The organism is Candidatus Pantoea symbiotica, assembly GCF_056491525.1.
In genome coordinates, this window is record NZ_JBSZHR010000003.1 from 718,018 (window position 1) to 735,198 (window position 17,181).

The following is a 17,181-nucleotide window of genomic DNA, read 5'->3' on the forward strand; positions in this document are numbered from 1 at the left end:
CCCTTTTATTGATATCAACTTAAAAACCAGGGCCAATCTTAATTAATAATTCACCGATGCCGAATAAAAAATTTGGCTTAATAATGAACAACTTTGAATTTTGGATTGTGATTCACAAAGTGATGTAACGTGATGATTTAACGGGTTTGGAAGTTATGGTCGCCATGAATGGCGACCCTACATGCCAGGTGCCGATTCATGCGCACCTGGTTTTATCAGCCCTCGCCTCTGCCAATCTGCCAAATCCCCGTCGGGGCGGTGCCATTCACTTTCCAGTCACCGATATCGCGGGCTTTGTACACCACCGGATTATGTGACGATACGGTTCGCGCGTTGCGCCAGTGACGATCCAGCGCTTTGCTGACGCGCGTATCTGATGCGCCCAACGCGTTGAACAACTCAGTAGCGGCGCGCGTTACCAGTTCGCTAGCGATCACCTGCGCCTGGCCCGCTTCGGCTTCGGCCTGCACATTCACTGCGGCAACTTGCGCTTCATCGCTGCTCAAATGGACAACATATGCTGATTGCAGTGAATATGTCGCGCGGATTACCGTGGCTTCTACCGCAAAGGCCAGGCTGGTGATCTCCCCGATGACCTGAAGAATCTGCGCATCCTGACGCACAGCGCCGCCGTTGCCGTGGCTGTAAACCCGATTTCGGGCCGCCACCGCCTGTGCGCCATCGCGCGCCACCGCACGACCAATTCCCGCCAGCGTTGCCAGCAACACATGCTGATAGAAGGCGGTTTGATAACGGAAGCGAGTGGCGAAATCGTAGACGTGTTCCTGCTCGACATGGGCACTGTCAAAACGCGTGGTGCCGCTGCCGGTTAAGCGCTGGCCAAATCCGTCCCAGTCGTCTTCACGCGTCACGCCGGGTTGGTGAGTGTTTACCAGAGCGATAACGTCGCCTTGGTTGTCGTTGCGGCGCGCAAAGACGTCAATCCAGTCGGCGAACAGCGTGCCGGTGCTGTAAAACTTCTCGCCGCTCAGCGTCCAGCCGCTTTCGCCTGGCGTGACGCGCGTAATGACATCGCCGAGTTTGACCGTGCCAATTTCCGTCCAGCCGCTGCCCACCAGCTCGCCATCGATAAAACGGCCAAACCAGCGATCGCGTTCCGCGCTGTCCGGTTGGTTCAGCCGGTCTTCGACAAAGGCGAAATGGGCGCGCAGCGCCTGCGGCAGATTCGAGTCGGCTTCTGCCAGTTCGGTTAACAGCTGGAATAGTTGCGGCAGCGATGCGCCCCAACCGCCCTTCTCTTTTGGAATGCGCACAGTGCCGAATCCCGCCGCTTTCAGCCAGCTAATCGGCTGATGCGGCAAAATACGTTCGCGCTCGCGCGCTACCGTTCCTTCTGCGATGCGCGTGAAGATGGGTCGGAAATGCGCTGCCAGCGCCTCATAATTGGTACCTGTTTCCAGTAAACTCATGGTGACTCCTGATGTGAAAGATCGTCGATGTCATGCAGCGTGGGCTCGTGGCGCACCGCCAGCAGGAAGAAGATCGGGATGATCGCTGCCAGCGAAACCACCCAGAACATGTTGGTGCCGAGTGCAGCTTGCAGAATCGGCAGGATGAACAGCGCTAACGCACTGCCGATGCCGGAAAGTGCGCGGCTGAAGCCCACGCCGGTAGCGCGAATCGAGGTTGGATAGGAAAGCGCCGGATAGACCATCAGCTGCGCGCCCGGGCCGAAGCCTTCAGCAAACAGCCACAAGCCGAGCATCAACACCGCAAAGACGATTCCTGCGATGGCTTCTGGATGACCAATCAACGCCAGCGCAATCAGCGCAAAGAATTGCAGCGCAAAGCCAGCGATGGCGACGTGGCGCGACGGATATTTCCACGCCAGACGCATGCCGAGCAGGCCACCAGTGAAGGCGAACAGCGCGTTAAGTCCCAGCGAGGCCGAGATGGTTTCAAACACGCCCGCGCCAAGGAACTGCGCCAGAATCGATGGCAGGAAGAAAGCAATGGCGGTGTATTCAAACGAGATACAGATGTTCATCACGCCCGCGACGATGGTGCGTTCGCGCCACGGTTTCTCAAACAGCACGCGGAAACTCACTTTCGGCGCCGCAGCAGCCGGTGGCGCTTCGTGTTCCGCTTCGTGTGCGTGGATGCCGTAGGAATCACGCAGGATGCGAACCGCCGATTTCAGATCGCCCTGATTTGCCGCCCACAGTGGCGATTCGTTCATGAATTTGCTACGCACCGCGATGATCAGCAGCGCCGGTACCGCACCGAACAGCAGCGACGCGCGCCACAGCCAGTCAAGATGCTCTTTTGGCAGCAGGAAGTAGAGCGCGAAGATCAGCAGGAAGCACAGCGTTGACGCGGCGTACCACATTGGGCACCAGGCTGCGAGTCGCGCAGCTTTGTTGCCTTTACCGGCGAATTTGGAGAACTCCGCCAGATACGACATCGCCACCGGTAGATCGATCCCGACGCCAACGCCCATCAGGAAGCGCGCGCCAATCAGCACCCAAACATTCGGCGCTAAGCCCGCAGCAATCGCTGAAACTACGAAGAACAGCATGTCGGCCATAAACACCGAATAGCGGCCATATTTATCCGTCAGCCAGCCGCCCACCAGATTACCAACAATGGTGCCAACCATAATTGAGGAGGTGACTAAACCGGTGAGCAGCGGAGAGAGCTGAAACTCACGCACCACATCATCGATGCCGTACGACAGCGTGGTGAGATCGTAGGCGTCGAGAAACACGCCGCCGAGCGCGAGGAACACAATCATGCGCGCGTAGTTGTCATTTTTGGTGCGAGTGTTGATCAGTCTTGCCACGTCACTGACCGAACGTACCGGTTCGGAAACCGGGATGGTGTTTTCTAAAGGAAGAGAACTCATAACGCCTCACGTTGTTGTTTTGTAGTGCAGGTGAGGTTGTTATAAGCGTTTTTTTAGCTGTACCAAAACAACAATTCTTGATATTAATTTACATTAAAATCAATTAGATAATTGAATTTTCGCCAACACAAAAACCCGGACACGCCTGACGCGTCCGGGTGTGCAATCAACAAAAAATTAGTTGGCTGAGACCGGCACCAACACCCCTTTTACCAGCGGATCGTCGGTGGTCTTCAACCACTGCTGGACGCGCGGATCGGAGAAGGCTTTTTTCAGCTTCTCGATGTTTTCCTGGTCCAGATAAGGCGTGCCAATCACCAGCTGTGAGGCGAAAGTGCGCGGTGCAGGCGGGAAGAGAATGCCTTTTTCGCGCGGCACTTTACCGGCGTCGAATTGCGAGACGTAACCAATCGCCGCATCCACCGAGTTGAGCGCACGCGGCATGGTCAGCAGATCGAGCTCTTTAAACACGAAGCCGTGCGGATTGCCGACAATGTTCTTCAGTTTGGCCGTGCGCGGCTCGACGTTAGGATCGAGAGTGATTAAACCCTGACGCGCCAGCAACCATAATGCCTGGCCCTGATTGGCGCCGTCATCCGGCACCACGATGGTCGCGCCCTGCGGCAAATTCGCCACCGACGTGTAGCGATCGGAGTAGATACCAAACGCCCACTGAAACAGCGGCAGCGTTGAGGTCAGCGCAAAGCCGTTGGCATCCACCACTTGCTTCAGCCACCATTGGTGCTGATATATCGTCGCAGCATACTGCCCTTCCGCTACCGCGCGGTCGGCTTGCACCGGGTCCTGCACGCCCACCGCTTCCAGCTTCAGGCCGTAATCCGGCGCGATGTGCTCACCAACGTATTCGATCAGCTTCTGCTCGCCCGCCATCGCCGGTTCAAAATGCACCTTCAGCGTGGTACCAAATACCACCGCCTGCGCCTGTTGGCCGCGCCAGAACCAGCCGCCTGCAGCAAGTACAACGACCACTATAATCAGTAGCAGCCACGGCCAGCGGCGGGTTTTACGCAGTTCGAAATCTTGTGTTGTCATAATGATGTCCCCTGAGGATGGCGTAATACGGTGACCAAACGGTCGCCGAGAAATTGGATGGTTTGAATGAGGACGATTAGCACCACGATGGTGGCGATCATGATGTGGTTGTCGAAGCGCTGATAGCCGTACACCACCGCCAGATAACCGATCCCGCCCGCGCCGATGGTGCCGGCAATCGCGGAGTACTCAATCATTGAGATCAGGTTGAGCGTCACCGCCGCAACAATCGCCGGCAGCGCTTCGCTGAGTTGTGCCGAGCGGATGATCTGCCAGCGCGATCCGCCGCACACTAAACCCACCGCCGTGACTTCGCCGGGCAGCTCTCGAAGCGCGTTGTCCACCAGACGGCCAAAGAACGGAATGCCGGCGGCGATCATCGGCACAACGGCAGCGGGAATGCCGATGGTGGTGCCGGTAAGCCAGAAGGTGAACGGAATGATGGCCGCCATCAGCACCAGAAACGGCAGCGAACGTCCCATGTTCACAATCCAACTCAACACTCTATTAATTCCGCGATGCGGAAACAGACCGCGCACAGAGGTATTAAACAGCACCACACCGACGATGCCGCCGAAGGTGACCACGAACAGCATCACGATCACCACCATCAACGCGGTTTCGCCCAGAGCGGGCAGCATCAACGCCGGGATTTCTGGCCACGGCGTATCCTGACTCATCACTGATACGCTCATACCGCCTCCCGCAATGGCAACACGCTGCCGGAAACGCTGGCAACCAAGCCCAGTTGTTCAAGCTGCGACAGCAAACGTGCCAGCGGCACGCGCTCTTGCTGATAGTGAATGCCCACCTTTAGCCGGCCCGCCTGCAGACCGTTCACCTGCTCAACGTGTGCGCCGAGCAGATCAATACGCAAACCAAACTGCTGGCTGAGGCGCGATATCCAGTCGCTGGCGACCGGCACATCGGTGCGATAGCTGAGCTGCAACACCAGCTCGGCATCGCCCGCCTGCGCCGCCAGTGGGAACAGGCGCTGTCCCAACAGCGAATCCGGCTGCGCCAGCAACTCTTTCACCACGCCGTACTGCACGATTTGGCCGTCGCGAATTTCCGCTACCGCGTCGGCCGCCTGACGTACCGCATCCATTTCATGGGTGATCAGCACTATCGCCAGCTTGTAGTCATCTCGCAGTTTTTTCAGCAGGTCGAGCACGGTGACGGTGGCTTCGGGATCGAGCCCTGAGGTGGCTTCATCCGCCAGCAACACCGATGGGCGCAACGCCAGCGCCCGTGCGATGCCAATACGCTGCCGCTGACCACCGGAAAGCTGGCCGGGATAGGCTTTGGCTTTGTGGCTGAGGCCGACACTGTCGAGCAATTCGCCCACGCGCGTGTTGATATCGCGATCCACCACGCCGAGATAGTGCAGCGGCAAGGCGATGTTCTCCCACGCGGTTTTGCGTTGCAGCAGCGCAGAAGACTGAAAAACGGTGCCAATAGAACGACGCGCCTGACGCAGCGCTTCGCCATCCAGCCGCGAGAGATCGCTGCCGTTAACGCGGATGCTGCCGGCGCTCGGTTGCTCCAGCAGGCTGATGCACTTCGCCAAAGTCGATTTACCCGCGCCGCTCGGCCCAACAACGGCCGTAATGTTGGCTTGCGGCACCTGCAGGCTGATGGATTTCAGCACCTCGGTGATGCGGCCGTCGGGCGCGCGATAGTGTTTGCTGAGGTTATCTATTTCGATCATGAGACCTCCTGCAGCGTGGAGGATTTAACGCGATAGCCCGCGCCGGGATGCGGTGCCTGCAGCTGCGGACCGGCGGCGAATAACTTCTCGCGCAGCGTGCCCTGCGCGTACTCTTTTTTGTAGACGCCGCGTTTTTGCAGCTCCGGGATCAGCAGCTCCACCACATCTTCAAAGGTTTCGTGCGTCAATGCGTAGGCGAAGTTGAAGCCATCGACGTCGGTCTCTTCGACCCAGCTTTGCAACTCATCCGCGACAGTTTCCGCACTGCCGACAATCAGCGGACCAAAGCCGCCGATGCCGACCCAATCCGCCAGCGCTTTTACCGTCCACTGACGATCGGGATCGGCGGTGGAGAAGGTTTCAACCGCCGATTGGATGGCGTTGGTGTGAATATATTTCAGCACCTGATCCGGCTGATACTGGCCGAAGTCGATGCCGGTCCAGCCCGACACCAGCGCTAGCGCGCCTTCGTAGCTGACCCAACCGGTGTACTCTTTCCACTTCGCCTGCGCCGCCAGATCGGTTTCGCCGACAATCACGGTTTGCAGATTGAAGATTTTGATGCTGTAAGGATCGCGTCCCGCTTCCGCCGCGCGGCGGCGAATATCGGCGACGGTTTTCTTCAGCAGCACTTTTGACGGCGCAGCAACAAACACGCATTCGGCATGTTCTGCCGCAAACTGTTTGCCCCGACTCGATGCGCCTGCCTGATACAGCACCGGCGTGCGCTGTGGTGACGGTTCACACAGGTGAATGCCCGGCACGTTGAAGAAGGTGCCCTGATGATTGATGGGATGGATTTTGCGCGGGTCGCTGAAGATGCGGCGTTCACGGTCACGCAATACCGCATCCTGCTCCCAGCTGCCTTCCAGCAGCTTGTACACCACTTGCAGATACTCGTCGGCGTAATCGTAGCGGCTATCGTGATCGGTCTGGGTTTTATGCCCAATGTTGCGCGCCCCGCTCTCCAGATACGAGGTAACGATGTTCCAGCCGATGCGGCCTTTAGTCAGGTGATCGAGCGTCGATAAGCGGCGCGCAAACGGATAGGGATGTTCAAACGACAGCGACGCGGTGAGACCAAAGCCGAGATGTTCAGTGACCAGCGCCATCGGCGTAATCAACGCCAGCGGATCGTTGACCGGCACCTGCGTCGCCTGGCGGATCGCCGCATCGCCGTTGCCGTTCAGTACGTCGTAAACGCCGAGCACGTCGGCGATAAATAAGCCGTCAAATTTGCCGCGTTCCAGCAGGCGCGCTAAATCGACCCAATACTCCAGATCTTTGTATTGCCAGGAACGGTCACGCGGATGCGCCCACAAACCCGGCGACTGGTGTCCGACACAGTTCATATCAAATGCGTTCAAGCGAATTTCACGTTGCGATGGCATAGCAATCTCCATAGCGAGGCCGTGATCGTGTTACGACCCGGCGTTCGTCAGTTAATTTTTAGGATGTTGAGAGATTAAAGCGCTGAAGGGGGACATCGCTCGGCATGAGCGATTTGCAGTTCTTGTAAAATATGCTGCGCCACGGCGGCGGCGTGATCGGCAACCTGCGGCAATCCCATCAGTTCACCGAAGCGCGCACGCGCAGCGGGACCGACAACAAACAGTCGTGCGTTGGGTTGGCCGCTGAGATTGAGCGTGCGCGACTGGCTGTCGACATCAATACCAAAACCGAGCTGGTCAGCACGAATCAAACCTTGCCGACTGAGCGATTGCAGCAGTGGCTGGCTGGCGGTTAAGGCTTCATGGCCTGGACCGGTGGTGACAATCAGATGATCGAGGCGATGGGTTTCGCTGGCACCATCGCGCGTGCGTAGCGTTATTTGCAGCTGATTGCCGAGTTTAGAGATGTCGCTAAGGCGCGCGGCCAGCACCTTCAAACTGCCCTGTTGGCGACGTGCACCGATCACCGCTGATACCTGCGGCGCTATACGATAGCGATGCACGTCCCACCACGAGCGCAAATGACGGACAAAGCGCTGCTGTTCGCGCAGCGGCAGCGACTGCCAGATATCCTGACCTTGCACACGCACCTGATCGAGCACGCGCTGCCACGGCAAATCCTGTTCAGCGGCACGCGCGACCTCAGCGCGGATATGTCGTAGCCACAGACGCGCGCTGGACGCATCCTGCGGGGCTAACGTCCATTCAGGCCACTCACCGCTTAGGTTATCGCGTGAGAGCTGCCCACGGCGCGAGAAGGCGATTAACGGGCCACGATGCTGTCTGGTGCCCAGCGAAGCCACCACATCGGCCATACTCAAGCCGGTACCGATAATCGCCACTGAGGATTCTGGATCGATGGCGTCCATTACGCCGTGTTGCCACGGATTAGCAATCAACGCCGGATGTGTCGAGAACGGTTGCAGCGCACGCGGCAACGAAGGCGGCGGATGACTGATCGCTAACGCCAGCACATCACCTTGCAACGTTTCGCCGTTGCTAAGTAACAGCTGCTCGCCTTCCCAGGCTATGGCGCTGGCCTGCACATGGCGCAGCGTGACGTGTGGATGCGCCTGCGCCGCTGCCGCAAACTGTTCTGCCAGATAGCGTCCGAACAGGCTGCGCTGCGGATAAACCGCTCCGTCATCGCAGTGCGCTACTGAATCCAGTGAACATTCCGGCTGTTGGCGATACCAGCGATCAAACGCGCCCTGCTCTTCACCGTTTAACTGCATGCGCGAAGCGGGCACGTTGATGCGATGCGCGGGCTCCTGTGTGGAATAGGCAACGCCGCCGCCGAGGCTGGCGCGCGGTTCGACCACTGTAATCAGTAATCTGCTCGATGAGGTTCGTGCGAGATGAATTGCCAACGCTGTGCCGCTAAAGCCACCGCCAACAATGATTACCTGTGTCGTTGCCATTGCCTTCTCCTGCATTAGCTGGCGCTCGTCTGTTTTGAAGGACGCTTATCGCCACCAATGGTTTCACCAAACGGCCCGGTATTGATGGTGCGTTCACGCTGCTGTTGCGCATTCGCCAGCGGGAGCAGCGGCAACAACAATTCGGCCACGCGATGTGCTTCTTCCAGATGCGGATAACCGGACAGAATAAAGTTGGAGACGCCCAGCGCCTGATATTCACGGATACGTTCAGCCACTTGCTCAGGGCTGCCGACCAGCGCTGTGCCCGCGCCACCGCGTACCAGACCAACGCCAGCCCACAGATTCGGCGAGATATAAAGATTGTCGCGCGAACCTTGGTGCAAGGCGCTCATCCGCGCCTGACCGGCAGAATCCATACGCGCAAAAATTTTCTGTGCCTGCGCAATAGTCTCTTCATCAAGATGACCAATCAACTTATCTGCCGCCGCTTTGGCTTCTTCTTCGGTCTCGCGCACAATCACGTGCAAACGAATGCCGTATTCCAGTTTACGTCCGCGCTGTTGCGCACGCGCGCGCACCACTTCCAGCTTATCGGCAACCTGCGCTGGCGGCTCGCCCCAGGTGAGATAGGTATCGATCTGTTCCGCGGCAACATCAATCGCCGCCTCTGATGAACCACCAAAATAGAGCGGCGGACCATTCTCCTGCACCGGCGGGAACAGCACTTCCGCACCTTCGACGTGGATATGTTTGCCTTCGTAATCCACTCTCTCACCGCGCATCAGGCGGCTGTAAACATCGAGAAACTCTTTGGTGACTTCATAACGTTCACTGTGGTTGAGGAAAATGCCGTCACCTTTGTTCTCGACGGGATCGCCACCGGTCACCACGTTAATCAATAAGCGTCCTTCGGACAGACGATCAAGCGTGGTCGCCATGCGTGCTGCCAGCGTTGGCGGCTGCAGGCCAGGGCGCACCGCCACTAAATAGCGCAGACGTTTGGTGATAGGCGCTAACGCCGAAGCAACCAGCCAGGAATCTTCGCAGCTTTTGCCAGTGGGAATTAATACGCCATAGAAGCCGAGATTGTCGGCTGCAAGTGCCACTTGCTGTAAGTAGGGTAAATCCACCGGGCGTCCGCCTTCAGTGGTGCCGAGGTAGCGTCCATCACCGTGTGTCGGTAAAAACCAGAAGACATTAATTTTATCGTTCGCGGAATCGGCCATTATGCTTTTCCTATATAACTTTATTAAAAAATGATCATTTTGAACTGCTTATTTGGTTATATAGCTGTTAGCAGAAAGCGTGCCAGGTTGTTGATTAGCGTGAAGTGCCGTATTTCAGAGGGTTAACGTTGTTGATTAGGGCATATCGAGTTGCAATTGCAACTCTGACGCAACAGCTATTGCTGCATATGCAACTGCTTATGCTTTTTACATGGTGTTAATAGTCAGCGTGAGCATTTAGCGTAGCGATATGCTCGTTACCGGACTCAATGCCATGCTAACCACCTTTAACAATCACACCGATTCTCCGAGCTTAGTCGATCCCGCCTCTCTGGCGTTTCAATCGCTGCTGGATAAATTCGCCCCTACGGATGCTACCGTGCTGATTGTCGGCGAAACAGGCACAGGGAAAGAAGTGGTGGCGCGCTATCTGCATCATCACAGCCAGCGGCGTCACGGCCCTTTTCTGGCAGTTAACTGCGGCGCACTAACGGAAAGCCTGGCTGAAGCCGAGTTGTTTGGCCATGAGAAAGGGGCTTTTACCGGCGCGACGCAGTCTCATCCCGGCTGGTTTGAATCCGCGCAAGGCGGCACCTTGCTGCTGGATGAGATTGGTGAGCTCAGCCCTTCACTGCAGGTTAAATTGTTGCGTGTGTTGCAGGAGCGCGAGATTACGCGAGTGGGATCGCGTAAAGCGATCAAGGTGGATGTGCGGGTTATCGCAGCTACGCATGTGGATTTGACGCAGGCGATTCGCGAACGACGCTTCCGCGAAGATCTGTTTTATCGGTTGAATATTGCGGTTGTTCCATTGCCGCCGCTGCGTCAGCGTCGTGAAGACATTCCTCTGCTGGCGCAACACTTCCTCGCTCTCTACGCACGACGCTTAGGCCGCCCCGCACGTCGTCTGTCTCCTGACGCGCTTGAGGCGCTGCGTGAATACAGCTGGCCGGGCAATATCCGTGAACTGGAAAACACGCTCCACAACGCCGTGTTGTTGAGCCGCGAAGAGACGCTGACGCCCGCACAGCTGCGACTTGCTGGTTACAGTGAACATGGTTTTAGCGAGTCAAACGATTCAACGCTCGATAGTTTTCTTCAGCAGCAGCTGACCAGCCAGCCGTTACAGCTGTTTGATCGCGTTATCAGCAGCCTGATTAGCAATGCGCTATCGATGACAGATCAGAATCAAACCCAGGCCGCCGCGCTATTGGGTATAAGCCGCCATACCTTACGCACGCATCTGGCGAATCAGGGAATGATTAAAGGACGCCGAAAAGTGCTTGTTACTCCATCCTCGTCCAGTGCGCATGGAACTCAAGAGCGTGAGTTACGTATTGGCTATCAGAAGTTCGGCAATCTCGGCGTGTTGAAAGCTCGTCAAAGCCTCGAACACTGCTTCGCTCAGCAAGGCATTAGCGTGTTATGGAGTGAGTTTCCTGCTGGGCCACAGCTGCTGTATGCACTGCAAAACAACGAAATCGACTTTGGTACTACCGGCGAAGTGCCGCCAATCTTTGCCCAGGCAAGCGGCAATGCAGTGACTTATATCGCGTGGGAGCCACCAGCACCGAGCAGCGTTGGCATTGTGGTGCCGCATGACAGTGATATTCGCACCATCAGCGATCTGCGCGGTAAGCGCATATCGGTTAATAAAGGCTCGAACGTTCACTGGCTACTGCTGCAGTTACTGGAGGAAGCGGGCATTGGTCTGGATGAACTCAAGGTGGTGTATACGCCGCCTAAGTATCCACTGACCGCCAGCGATTATCTGTCGGTTGATGCGTGGATGATGTGGGATCCGTTGCTTAGCGCCGCGGAAAGCAATCCCGAGCTGCGGGTTTTGGTTAACGGTGAAGGGCGCGTACGCAATCATCAGTTCTATCTGGCGCGACGTGATTACGTTGAACAGCATGATGATATCCTCAGACAGCTGGTGGAGAGTTTGCAGCAAACTGGCTTATTCATTGATAGCCATCGTCAGGAAGCATCAATGTTACTGGCTCAGGAGCTGGGATTGGAAGTTGCGTCAGTAGAACGCGCATTGACTCGCCGCAGCCACAAAACGCGTGCGATGGCCTTCGAGGTGATCAAAGAGCAGCAGACAATTGCCGATCGTTTTTATGCGTTGGGGCTGATCACTAAACCGGTGCGCGTGCGCGATGCAGTCTGGCAATTGTCATCAGCGCTGGCGTTGATTGAGTAAGGTTAGTCTTGAAAGTTATCCACGCTTTCTGTGGATAAATCGTTGAATATCATCTGGCTAATCTCGCTTAGGGTCTTGAGTTGATGGCTGAAATTACAATCTTATTTGGCGATTTCAGCCTGAAATTTTATTTAAAAAGCTATATTTTTCATGGTAATAGAGATGAAATCGCTTGGGCGAATGGATGAAATTTCATTCGGTTGCTGCTCGGCTTTTATGCCTTCACTGGCGATTGCCGGTTTAGCGGGCAGCTGGTTAAATTGGCTGCAGTTAGTTTATCGGTATTGGTGAGTTAGAACCGGATGCCTTTTAGCTGCTGGTTGAAATGATGGCGATTTCAGCCTGAAATTTCCGCAGCGACAATCAATATTTCATACAGTTAGCGCTGAAATTGCGCTGGCGAGACATTGAGAAGGGCATAAAAAAACCGCCCGAAGGCGGCATTACGCTTACTGATTTAGATACTTGTTGAGCGTCTCGTTAATCACTCTATCCAGCTCTTCCTGCAACTCTTTTGACTGGCGATTAAACTCGTAGCTGAACATGCGTCCGCGCGTTTTCTTACGCGCAAAACGATCTTTATCGGCGAAGCTCCATAAAGGCGTCGCAACGGTTTTGTCTTTCGCCGGTGACTGAATCAGCGTCTGGCTGCCGTTACGCACTAAACGCAGAATGCCGTTCTTCACTTCATCTTCCGCTAAACCATCGCGTGCGCATACGGTATCAACATCCATGCCGATGGTATCGATCAGTGCATCAACCGTTTGTCCGGTTTCCTGCAGCTTCTCGTAAGCTTGCAGCAGCGATTTATAGTCTGGATAAGTCAGCTCAGAATGATTCGGGAACAGCGTCACCAGCTCAAGCGGCACGCTTGCGGCTTGCAATGCACGCGTTACTTTGGCCTGAGAAAGTCCTTCGCTTTGCGCAATTTCCTTTTGCGATAATCCGCCATCTTTAAGTGCCAGCAAACGCATGCCCACTTCACGCAGGTTGTGCTCGCGCGCGGTCTGAATATCCTGCGCTAAACGACGCGCTTCTTCCGCAGAGATAGCCACTTCAGTGACCAGCACATCCAGCCCGGTTTTGCAGTGAAGAGCCGCAGCACGACGGCGTGAACCATCGAGAATCTCAATGCGGTCGTCACGCTTTACGCCAATCGCCGGGAAAAATTGCTGCAATTTAATAGTACGAATGATGTCGCGCAGCGATTCTGGTGTCAGGCCGGACTGATCGCGGCCATTGGTTTCCATCTTAACGAAAGTTTTCTCTTCGATTTCTTTCGCAGGGATGTGTTCCAGCGTGAACAGGGCGCGTTTGCCCGTCGCCAGGATAAAGGTCTGAGAATGGCCATCGGCGCTTTCCTCAGTCTGCAATGGTGTCTGGCTGAAGGTTCGGCCAATGGTGATTCTTTTTGCGCTCATAGTAACCTCAGTTCAGGCGAATGAATTCAATACGGTCAAATACGGCTTTCGCGAAATCTTCCGCCGCTGAACGCGCATTCTTTAAGGCTTCGGTGCTGCCCACATAGGTTGATGGATTGGCCGAGATAACCGTGTCAAACGACTCTCCGCAGCGCTCAAAGCCATCCAGGCGTGGTAAGGCAGCATCGAGCATATCGCCACCAAAAATCTCTTTCGCCAGGCTGTGACACAGCTTGTGGTCTGCTTTATTCGACAGTTTAGACATAAAGCCAATGTTGCCCTGCAAACGGCAGGCTGCACCTGATTCTTCAATGATGCCAATCAGCTCTGGTAAACGCGTTAAGTACTTCAACGTGGAGTGGAAATCCACCTGCGCGGGAGGTACCGGTGTCATCAGCAAGTCCGAAGCGGCAATGGCGTTCTTCAGGAAGGCATCAAGATGCGGGCCGCTATCGATAAAGATAAAGTCGTAATCTTTCTTCAGCTTGGCCACCACATTGTCATACAGCACCGCGTGGATGTTTTGATCGGGCAGGTGAGCCGCACACAGCTCTTCCCAGCGCGAGGCAATAAAGGCGTCGTCAATTGACGCCGGCAGCACATCTACGCCCGGGATAATCGATGAAACGATAAATTCGTTGAGCAACTCTTCACGGCTGACATTCTGCAGCATCGCCTGCGCAGCGGTAGCTTCCACTAATCCTACTGAACGTTGGTGGTTCAGGAACATGGTGGCAGAGGATTGCGGGTCCAGATCGATGACCAGAATACGCAAATCTTCAAACAGCAGATGCGGATGGGCGCGCAATGCGTGTGCCAGCGAAACGGTAGAGACCGTTTTCGACACGCCGCCTTTAAGGTTGCCGACAAAGATGCTGAAGGCTTCATGATGGCGATCGCGATATTTAGGCACGCCGCGATGATGATAGATATCAATGATGTTCTGAATCGACATCGCATATTTGGTTGAGCTGCCAGCTGCACGCTTATCGAACGGATAACCGTTCTCTTCCATCTCATTTACAGCGTAATCCACGCTCGCACGCGTCAATTTAGGCAGTTTGGCTAACGCCGCTTTAGCGTAAACCTGATAGAACGTGTTTTCCCGCAACTCTTCTTTCTGCGCCTGAATCTGTTCTGTCAGGCTCATCAGCATTCTTTCTGAACGTTGTGCAACCTTCAGAACTTGCTTCTCATCGTTAGCCATACTTGCTCCACACATGTAGGATTTATGACTTTATACATAAATCCAGCACACGAGGCAAATATATCTCTTCTGCACAGGAAGAATCAGTTATATGGAAACACCTTGATTAAGAGCGGTTTAACGCAAAGATTCACTTTAATCAGTGATCGTTATTTAGCCCTCATGATTATTCGTACAATATTGAACCGCCGTATTCTTGCTCATTGGGGCAAAGATTCACTGTAATCAGTAGCTGGCTTCTCCTTGGTAGGCTTTTAAATAGAGAAAGGAAAAGGGTGGTTGTGGCTGAAATTGCTGGAACGTTCACTGTAGTCAGCAAGCCGAAGAGGGCAAATGTTCACTGCAATCAGTAAAAGGTTCACTGTAATCAGCAAGTGGCAGGCAAAGATTCACTGTAATCAGTAGAGCCTATGTGGACGAAAGGAGCAGGCAAGCGAGCAACGACGAAGTTCACATTGTTGGGATGTTCACTGTAATCAGTAAAACTTGATGACTTTTCTTTCTCAACGCCTAACATTCACTGTAATCAGTGAAAGCCTTGTGCTCATCATAGACAAAGATTCACTGTAGTCAGTAGATGCTCATCGCGCTTCGATTAAACGTTCACTGTAATCAGTAAGTCAAATCGGCCAGTTCGACAGAACATTCACTGTAATCAGTAAAAGTTATGACCCGGTGAAGAACGTTCACTGTAATCAGCAAAGCTTGTTTAGTACTTTGATACGAGCGTTCACTGTAATCAGTAAACCGAACTTTGCCGTCAAATGGATGTAGCTGAAATCGCCATAAGCGATTCACCGAAATCAACGGAACGCCCCCTCCGACATTCACTGTAATCAGTACATGCATCACGTTAAATGGCTTTCTTGATGACAGCTGAGTGATGCTGATGTTCACTGTAATCAGCAAAACCATGGTCACTCAACGTTCACTGTATTCAGTAAAAGCGACGCGTTGCGCTATTGATTGTCATGCTGCAAAACCGGTGGGGCAGGGGAAGTGGTGACAGCGTTCACTGTAATCAGTGACAGCGTGACGTGCTCTTAAGTCGACATATGAGCGGCAATTCAAATGCTCCTCGCTACCGTTCACTGTAATGAGAACAGGAGGCCAAGCGTTCACTATAATCAGCACTGTAACCAACCCTGTCACTTTTACTGGCTGTATTAACAGTTAAACCGCTGATTACAGTGAATCCATTGCGCCACTTCTTTATTAATGCATGTAAATCATTGACTTAACCTCAATCATTCACTGTAGTCAGCACACGTTCTGCTATTAGCATTCACTGTAATCAGTAAAAAAGAACGAAAAACCTAACGTTCACTGTGATCAGTAGGATCGCAGTGAAAAGGGCGTTTTTGTTCAACTTAACCGCCCTTGTAAGTACTCACTATCATGATGGATTGCTTAAAATGGACAAAATGACATGCAAGATGCAGTAGAAGATATACTAATGCCAGAAGGTTTCTGATTATAGTGAACGTTGCTGATTACAGTGAATGGCTTGAGGGTGTCTGATTACAGTGAATGCTATGAGAAGAGCATGTGTCACTTTTGCTCAAAAAGTGACACTGCTTGAGGGGATTTGCTGACTACAGTGAACGGATAAAATCACTCTTCGAATTCGATATCTTCCAGCGAATCGATACTTTCGAGGTTGCTGATGCCATCGAGTTTTGGCGTCCTGCTGTGGATGATGAAGAACACTGAGCGGCCACGTTTCACTTCCGAATAGTCGAGATAGCCGATCTCTTTAAGCTGCTCCATCGCACGTCGAACCACGTGATTTTGCGTGGTGGTTTTCGAGCCCAGGTTTAAACGCATACGCAAACGCGCCAGAGAAATTGGCGCCGGATTGGTCGGCAAACTTTCGAGATAGGTATACAACGCCTGAGCTGATTCTTTACGCTTCAAACGAGAAATGGCCCGCAGCTGCAGTAACACTTTGTGGTCGAAATTATAGAGCTCGAACAACTTAGGATCGGCCTGAATGCGCACCAGATCCTTTTCACGATCGTAATACGCCGATTGCACAAGGTGAGTGTGATAGGCTTTGCCATTACCTTCAAAGGACAACGTATTGGTGGCAATGCGTCGCAGAGAGGCATCTAAACGCTTACGCAACGCGGCCGAGGAGTTTGCCGAAGGGATCCCGCACATCTTAACGAAATCGATAAACGGCAGCGTCACGGTGTCGCCCTTTGAGGGATAACGCGAGAAAGACTGAATAATACCGGCCCAGGTTTTGAAATCATTATCCATATCCAGCCTTGCGCCGGTGATGGTAATCTTTTCATAACCTTCCGATTTTACTAAAGAAAGGTTCTTCAGCTCTTTCGTAGCATCGGTCGATGCCATCGCGCCTGATTTACCGCGCGCGGTGGATTTCAATGTAGGAACAAACAGACCCAGGCGCATTAAAGCGACCGGTTGTACGGTGTTATTTTTATTGGGGTGGAGTTGAATAACTTCACCGCTGTTTTTTGTCACCGACAGAAAAGGCTCGAGTAACGCCTTGTTTTCACTCTCTTTATCTGCCATAGCCTGAGATCTTCATTCTGTGGATGAAAAGGGTCGTTTTCTGATTACAGTGAACATTAACACTGTTTATAGTGAACATTCTACTCTCTATAGTGAATAAACTACTGACTCCAG

At 53.8% G+C, this 17,181-nt stretch carries 12 protein-coding genes; 1 reads left to right on the forward strand and 11 read right to left on the reverse strand.

Annotation, left to right across the window (positions count from 1 at the left end; genetic code table 11):
• Positions 1-215 precede the first annotated feature (215 nt).
• The 8 genes from ACXIZX_RS23970 to ssuD form a co-directional block, all read right to left on the reverse strand.
• Entirely contained in the window at positions 216-1,430 is a 1,215-nt protein-coding gene (locus tag ACXIZX_RS23970) for an acyl-CoA dehydrogenase family protein (protein WP_479405266.1), read from the reverse strand.
• A complete protein-coding gene (locus ACXIZX_RS23975; RefSeq protein ID WP_293792463.1) occupies positions 1,427-2,866 on the reverse strand; it encodes an MFS transporter in 1,440 nt (479 codons plus the stop codon). The genes ACXIZX_RS23970 and ACXIZX_RS23975 overlap by 4 nt, the downstream gene beginning before the upstream one ends.
• Positions 2,867-3,043: 177 nt before the next feature.
• Positions 3,044-3,919: a MetQ/NlpA family ABC transporter substrate-binding protein gene (locus ACXIZX_RS23980; protein WP_479405267.1), complete on the reverse strand. Its 876-nt coding sequence runs from the start codon at positions 3,917-3,919 to the stop codon at positions 3,044-3,046.
• A complete protein-coding gene (locus ACXIZX_RS23985) occupies positions 3,916-4,614 on the reverse strand; it encodes a methionine ABC transporter permease (RefSeq protein ID WP_479405268.1) in 699 nt (232 codons plus the stop codon). Before ACXIZX_RS23985 ends, ACXIZX_RS23980 begins: the two co-directional genes overlap by 4 nt.
• The gene (locus ACXIZX_RS23990; protein ID WP_479405269.1) at positions 4,611-5,630 is read right to left on the reverse strand and encodes a methionine ABC transporter ATP-binding protein; all 1,020 of its coding nucleotides are present in this window, start codon (positions 5,628-5,630) and stop codon (positions 4,611-4,613) included. The genes ACXIZX_RS23985 and ACXIZX_RS23990 overlap by 4 nt, the downstream gene beginning before the upstream one ends.
• Complete coding sequence (locus ACXIZX_RS23995; protein WP_061718995.1) at positions 5,627-7,021, reverse strand: LLM class flavin-dependent oxidoreductase; 1,395 nt, start codon at positions 7,019-7,021, stop codon at positions 5,627-5,629. Before ACXIZX_RS23995 ends, ACXIZX_RS23990 begins: the two co-directional genes overlap by 4 nt.
• 74 nt (positions 7,022-7,095) lie before the next feature.
• Complete coding sequence (locus tag ACXIZX_RS24000) at positions 7,096-8,502, reverse strand: FAD/NAD(P)-binding protein (protein ID WP_479405270.1); 1,407 nt, start codon at positions 8,500-8,502, stop codon at positions 7,096-7,098.
• Positions 8,503-8,516: 14 nt separating this feature from the next.
• Positions 8,517-9,689, reverse strand: coding sequence for an FMNH2-dependent alkanesulfonate monooxygenase (gene ssuD / locus ACXIZX_RS24005; protein ID WP_479405271.1), 1,173 nt, complete (start codon positions 9,687-9,689; stop codon positions 8,517-8,519).
• A 274-nt stretch (positions 9,690-9,963) separates the two neighbouring features.
• On the opposite strand from ssuD, the gene ACXIZX_RS24010 reads away from it, so the two are divergent.
• Positions 9,964-11,895 carry an aliphatic sulfonate ABC transporter substrate-binding protein gene (locus ACXIZX_RS24010; protein ID WP_479405272.1) on the forward strand — a complete coding sequence of 644 codons (1,932 nt, stop codon included), beginning with the start codon at positions 9,964-9,966 and terminating at the stop codon, positions 11,893-11,895.
• Positions 11,896-12,344: 449 nt separating this feature from the next.
• On the opposite strand, the gene ACXIZX_RS24015 is transcribed toward ACXIZX_RS24010, so the two are convergent.
• The 3 genes from ACXIZX_RS24015 to ACXIZX_RS24025 all read right to left on the reverse strand — a co-directional run bounded on the left by ACXIZX_RS24015 (position 12,345) and on the right by ACXIZX_RS24025 (position 17,067).
• Positions 12,345-13,316, reverse strand: a complete 972-nt coding sequence (locus ACXIZX_RS24015) for a ParB family protein (protein WP_008109175.1) — start codon at positions 13,314-13,316, stop codon at positions 12,345-12,347.
• Between the two features lie 7 nt (positions 13,317-13,323).
• A complete protein-coding gene (locus ACXIZX_RS24020) occupies positions 13,324-14,523 on the reverse strand; it encodes an AAA family ATPase (protein WP_008109176.1) in 1,200 nt (399 codons plus the stop codon).
• A gap of 1,614 nt (positions 14,524-16,137) precedes the next feature.
• Entirely contained in the window at positions 16,138-17,067 is a 930-nt protein-coding gene (locus ACXIZX_RS24025) for a RepB family plasmid replication initiator protein (RefSeq protein ID WP_007886110.1), read from the reverse strand.
• Positions 17,068-17,181: the final 114 nt, after the last annotated feature.

Bases quoted from the DNA above. Each gene is read 5' to 3' on its own strand.
- ACXIZX_RS23970 (WP_479405266.1), bottom strand. From the start codon at position 1,430: ATGAGTTTACTGGAAACAGGTACCAATTATGAGGCGCTGGCAGCGCAT.
- ACXIZX_RS23975 (WP_293792463.1), bottom strand. From the start codon at position 2,866: ATGAGTTCTCTTCCTTTAGAAAACACCATCCCGGTTTCCGAACCGGTA.
- ACXIZX_RS23980 (WP_479405267.1), bottom strand. From the start codon at position 3,919: ATGACAACACAAGATTTCGAACTGCGTAAAACCCGCCGCTGGCCGTGG.
- ACXIZX_RS23985 (WP_479405268.1), bottom strand. From the start codon at position 4,614: ATGAGCGTATCAGTGATGAGTCAGGATACGCCGTGGCCAGAAATCCCG.
- ACXIZX_RS23990 (WP_479405269.1), bottom strand. From the start codon at position 5,630: ATGATCGAAATAGATAACCTCAGCAAACACTATCGCGCGCCCGACGGC.
- ACXIZX_RS23995 (WP_061718995.1), bottom strand. From the start codon at position 7,021: ATGCCATCGCAACGTGAAATTCGCTTGAACGCATTTGATATGAACTGT.
- ACXIZX_RS24000 (WP_479405270.1), bottom strand. From the start codon at position 8,502: ATGGCAACGACACAGGTAATCATTGTTGGCGGTGGCTTTAGCGGCACA.
- ssuD (WP_479405271.1), bottom strand. From the start codon at position 9,689: ATGGCCGATTCCGCGAACGATAAAATTAATGTCTTCTGGTTTTTACCG.
- ACXIZX_RS24010 (WP_479405272.1), top strand. From the start codon at position 9,964: ATGCTAACCACCTTTAACAATCACACCGATTCTCCGAGCTTAGTCGAT.
- ACXIZX_RS24015 (WP_008109175.1), bottom strand. From the start codon at position 13,316: ATGAGCGCAAAAAGAATCACCATTGGCCGAACCTTCAGCCAGACACCA.
- ACXIZX_RS24020 (WP_008109176.1), bottom strand. From the start codon at position 14,523: ATGGCTAACGATGAGAAGCAAGTTCTGAAGGTTGCACAACGTTCAGAA.
- ACXIZX_RS24025 (WP_007886110.1), bottom strand. From the start codon at position 17,067: ATGGCAGATAAAGAGAGTGAAAACAAGGCGTTACTCGAGCCTTTTCTG.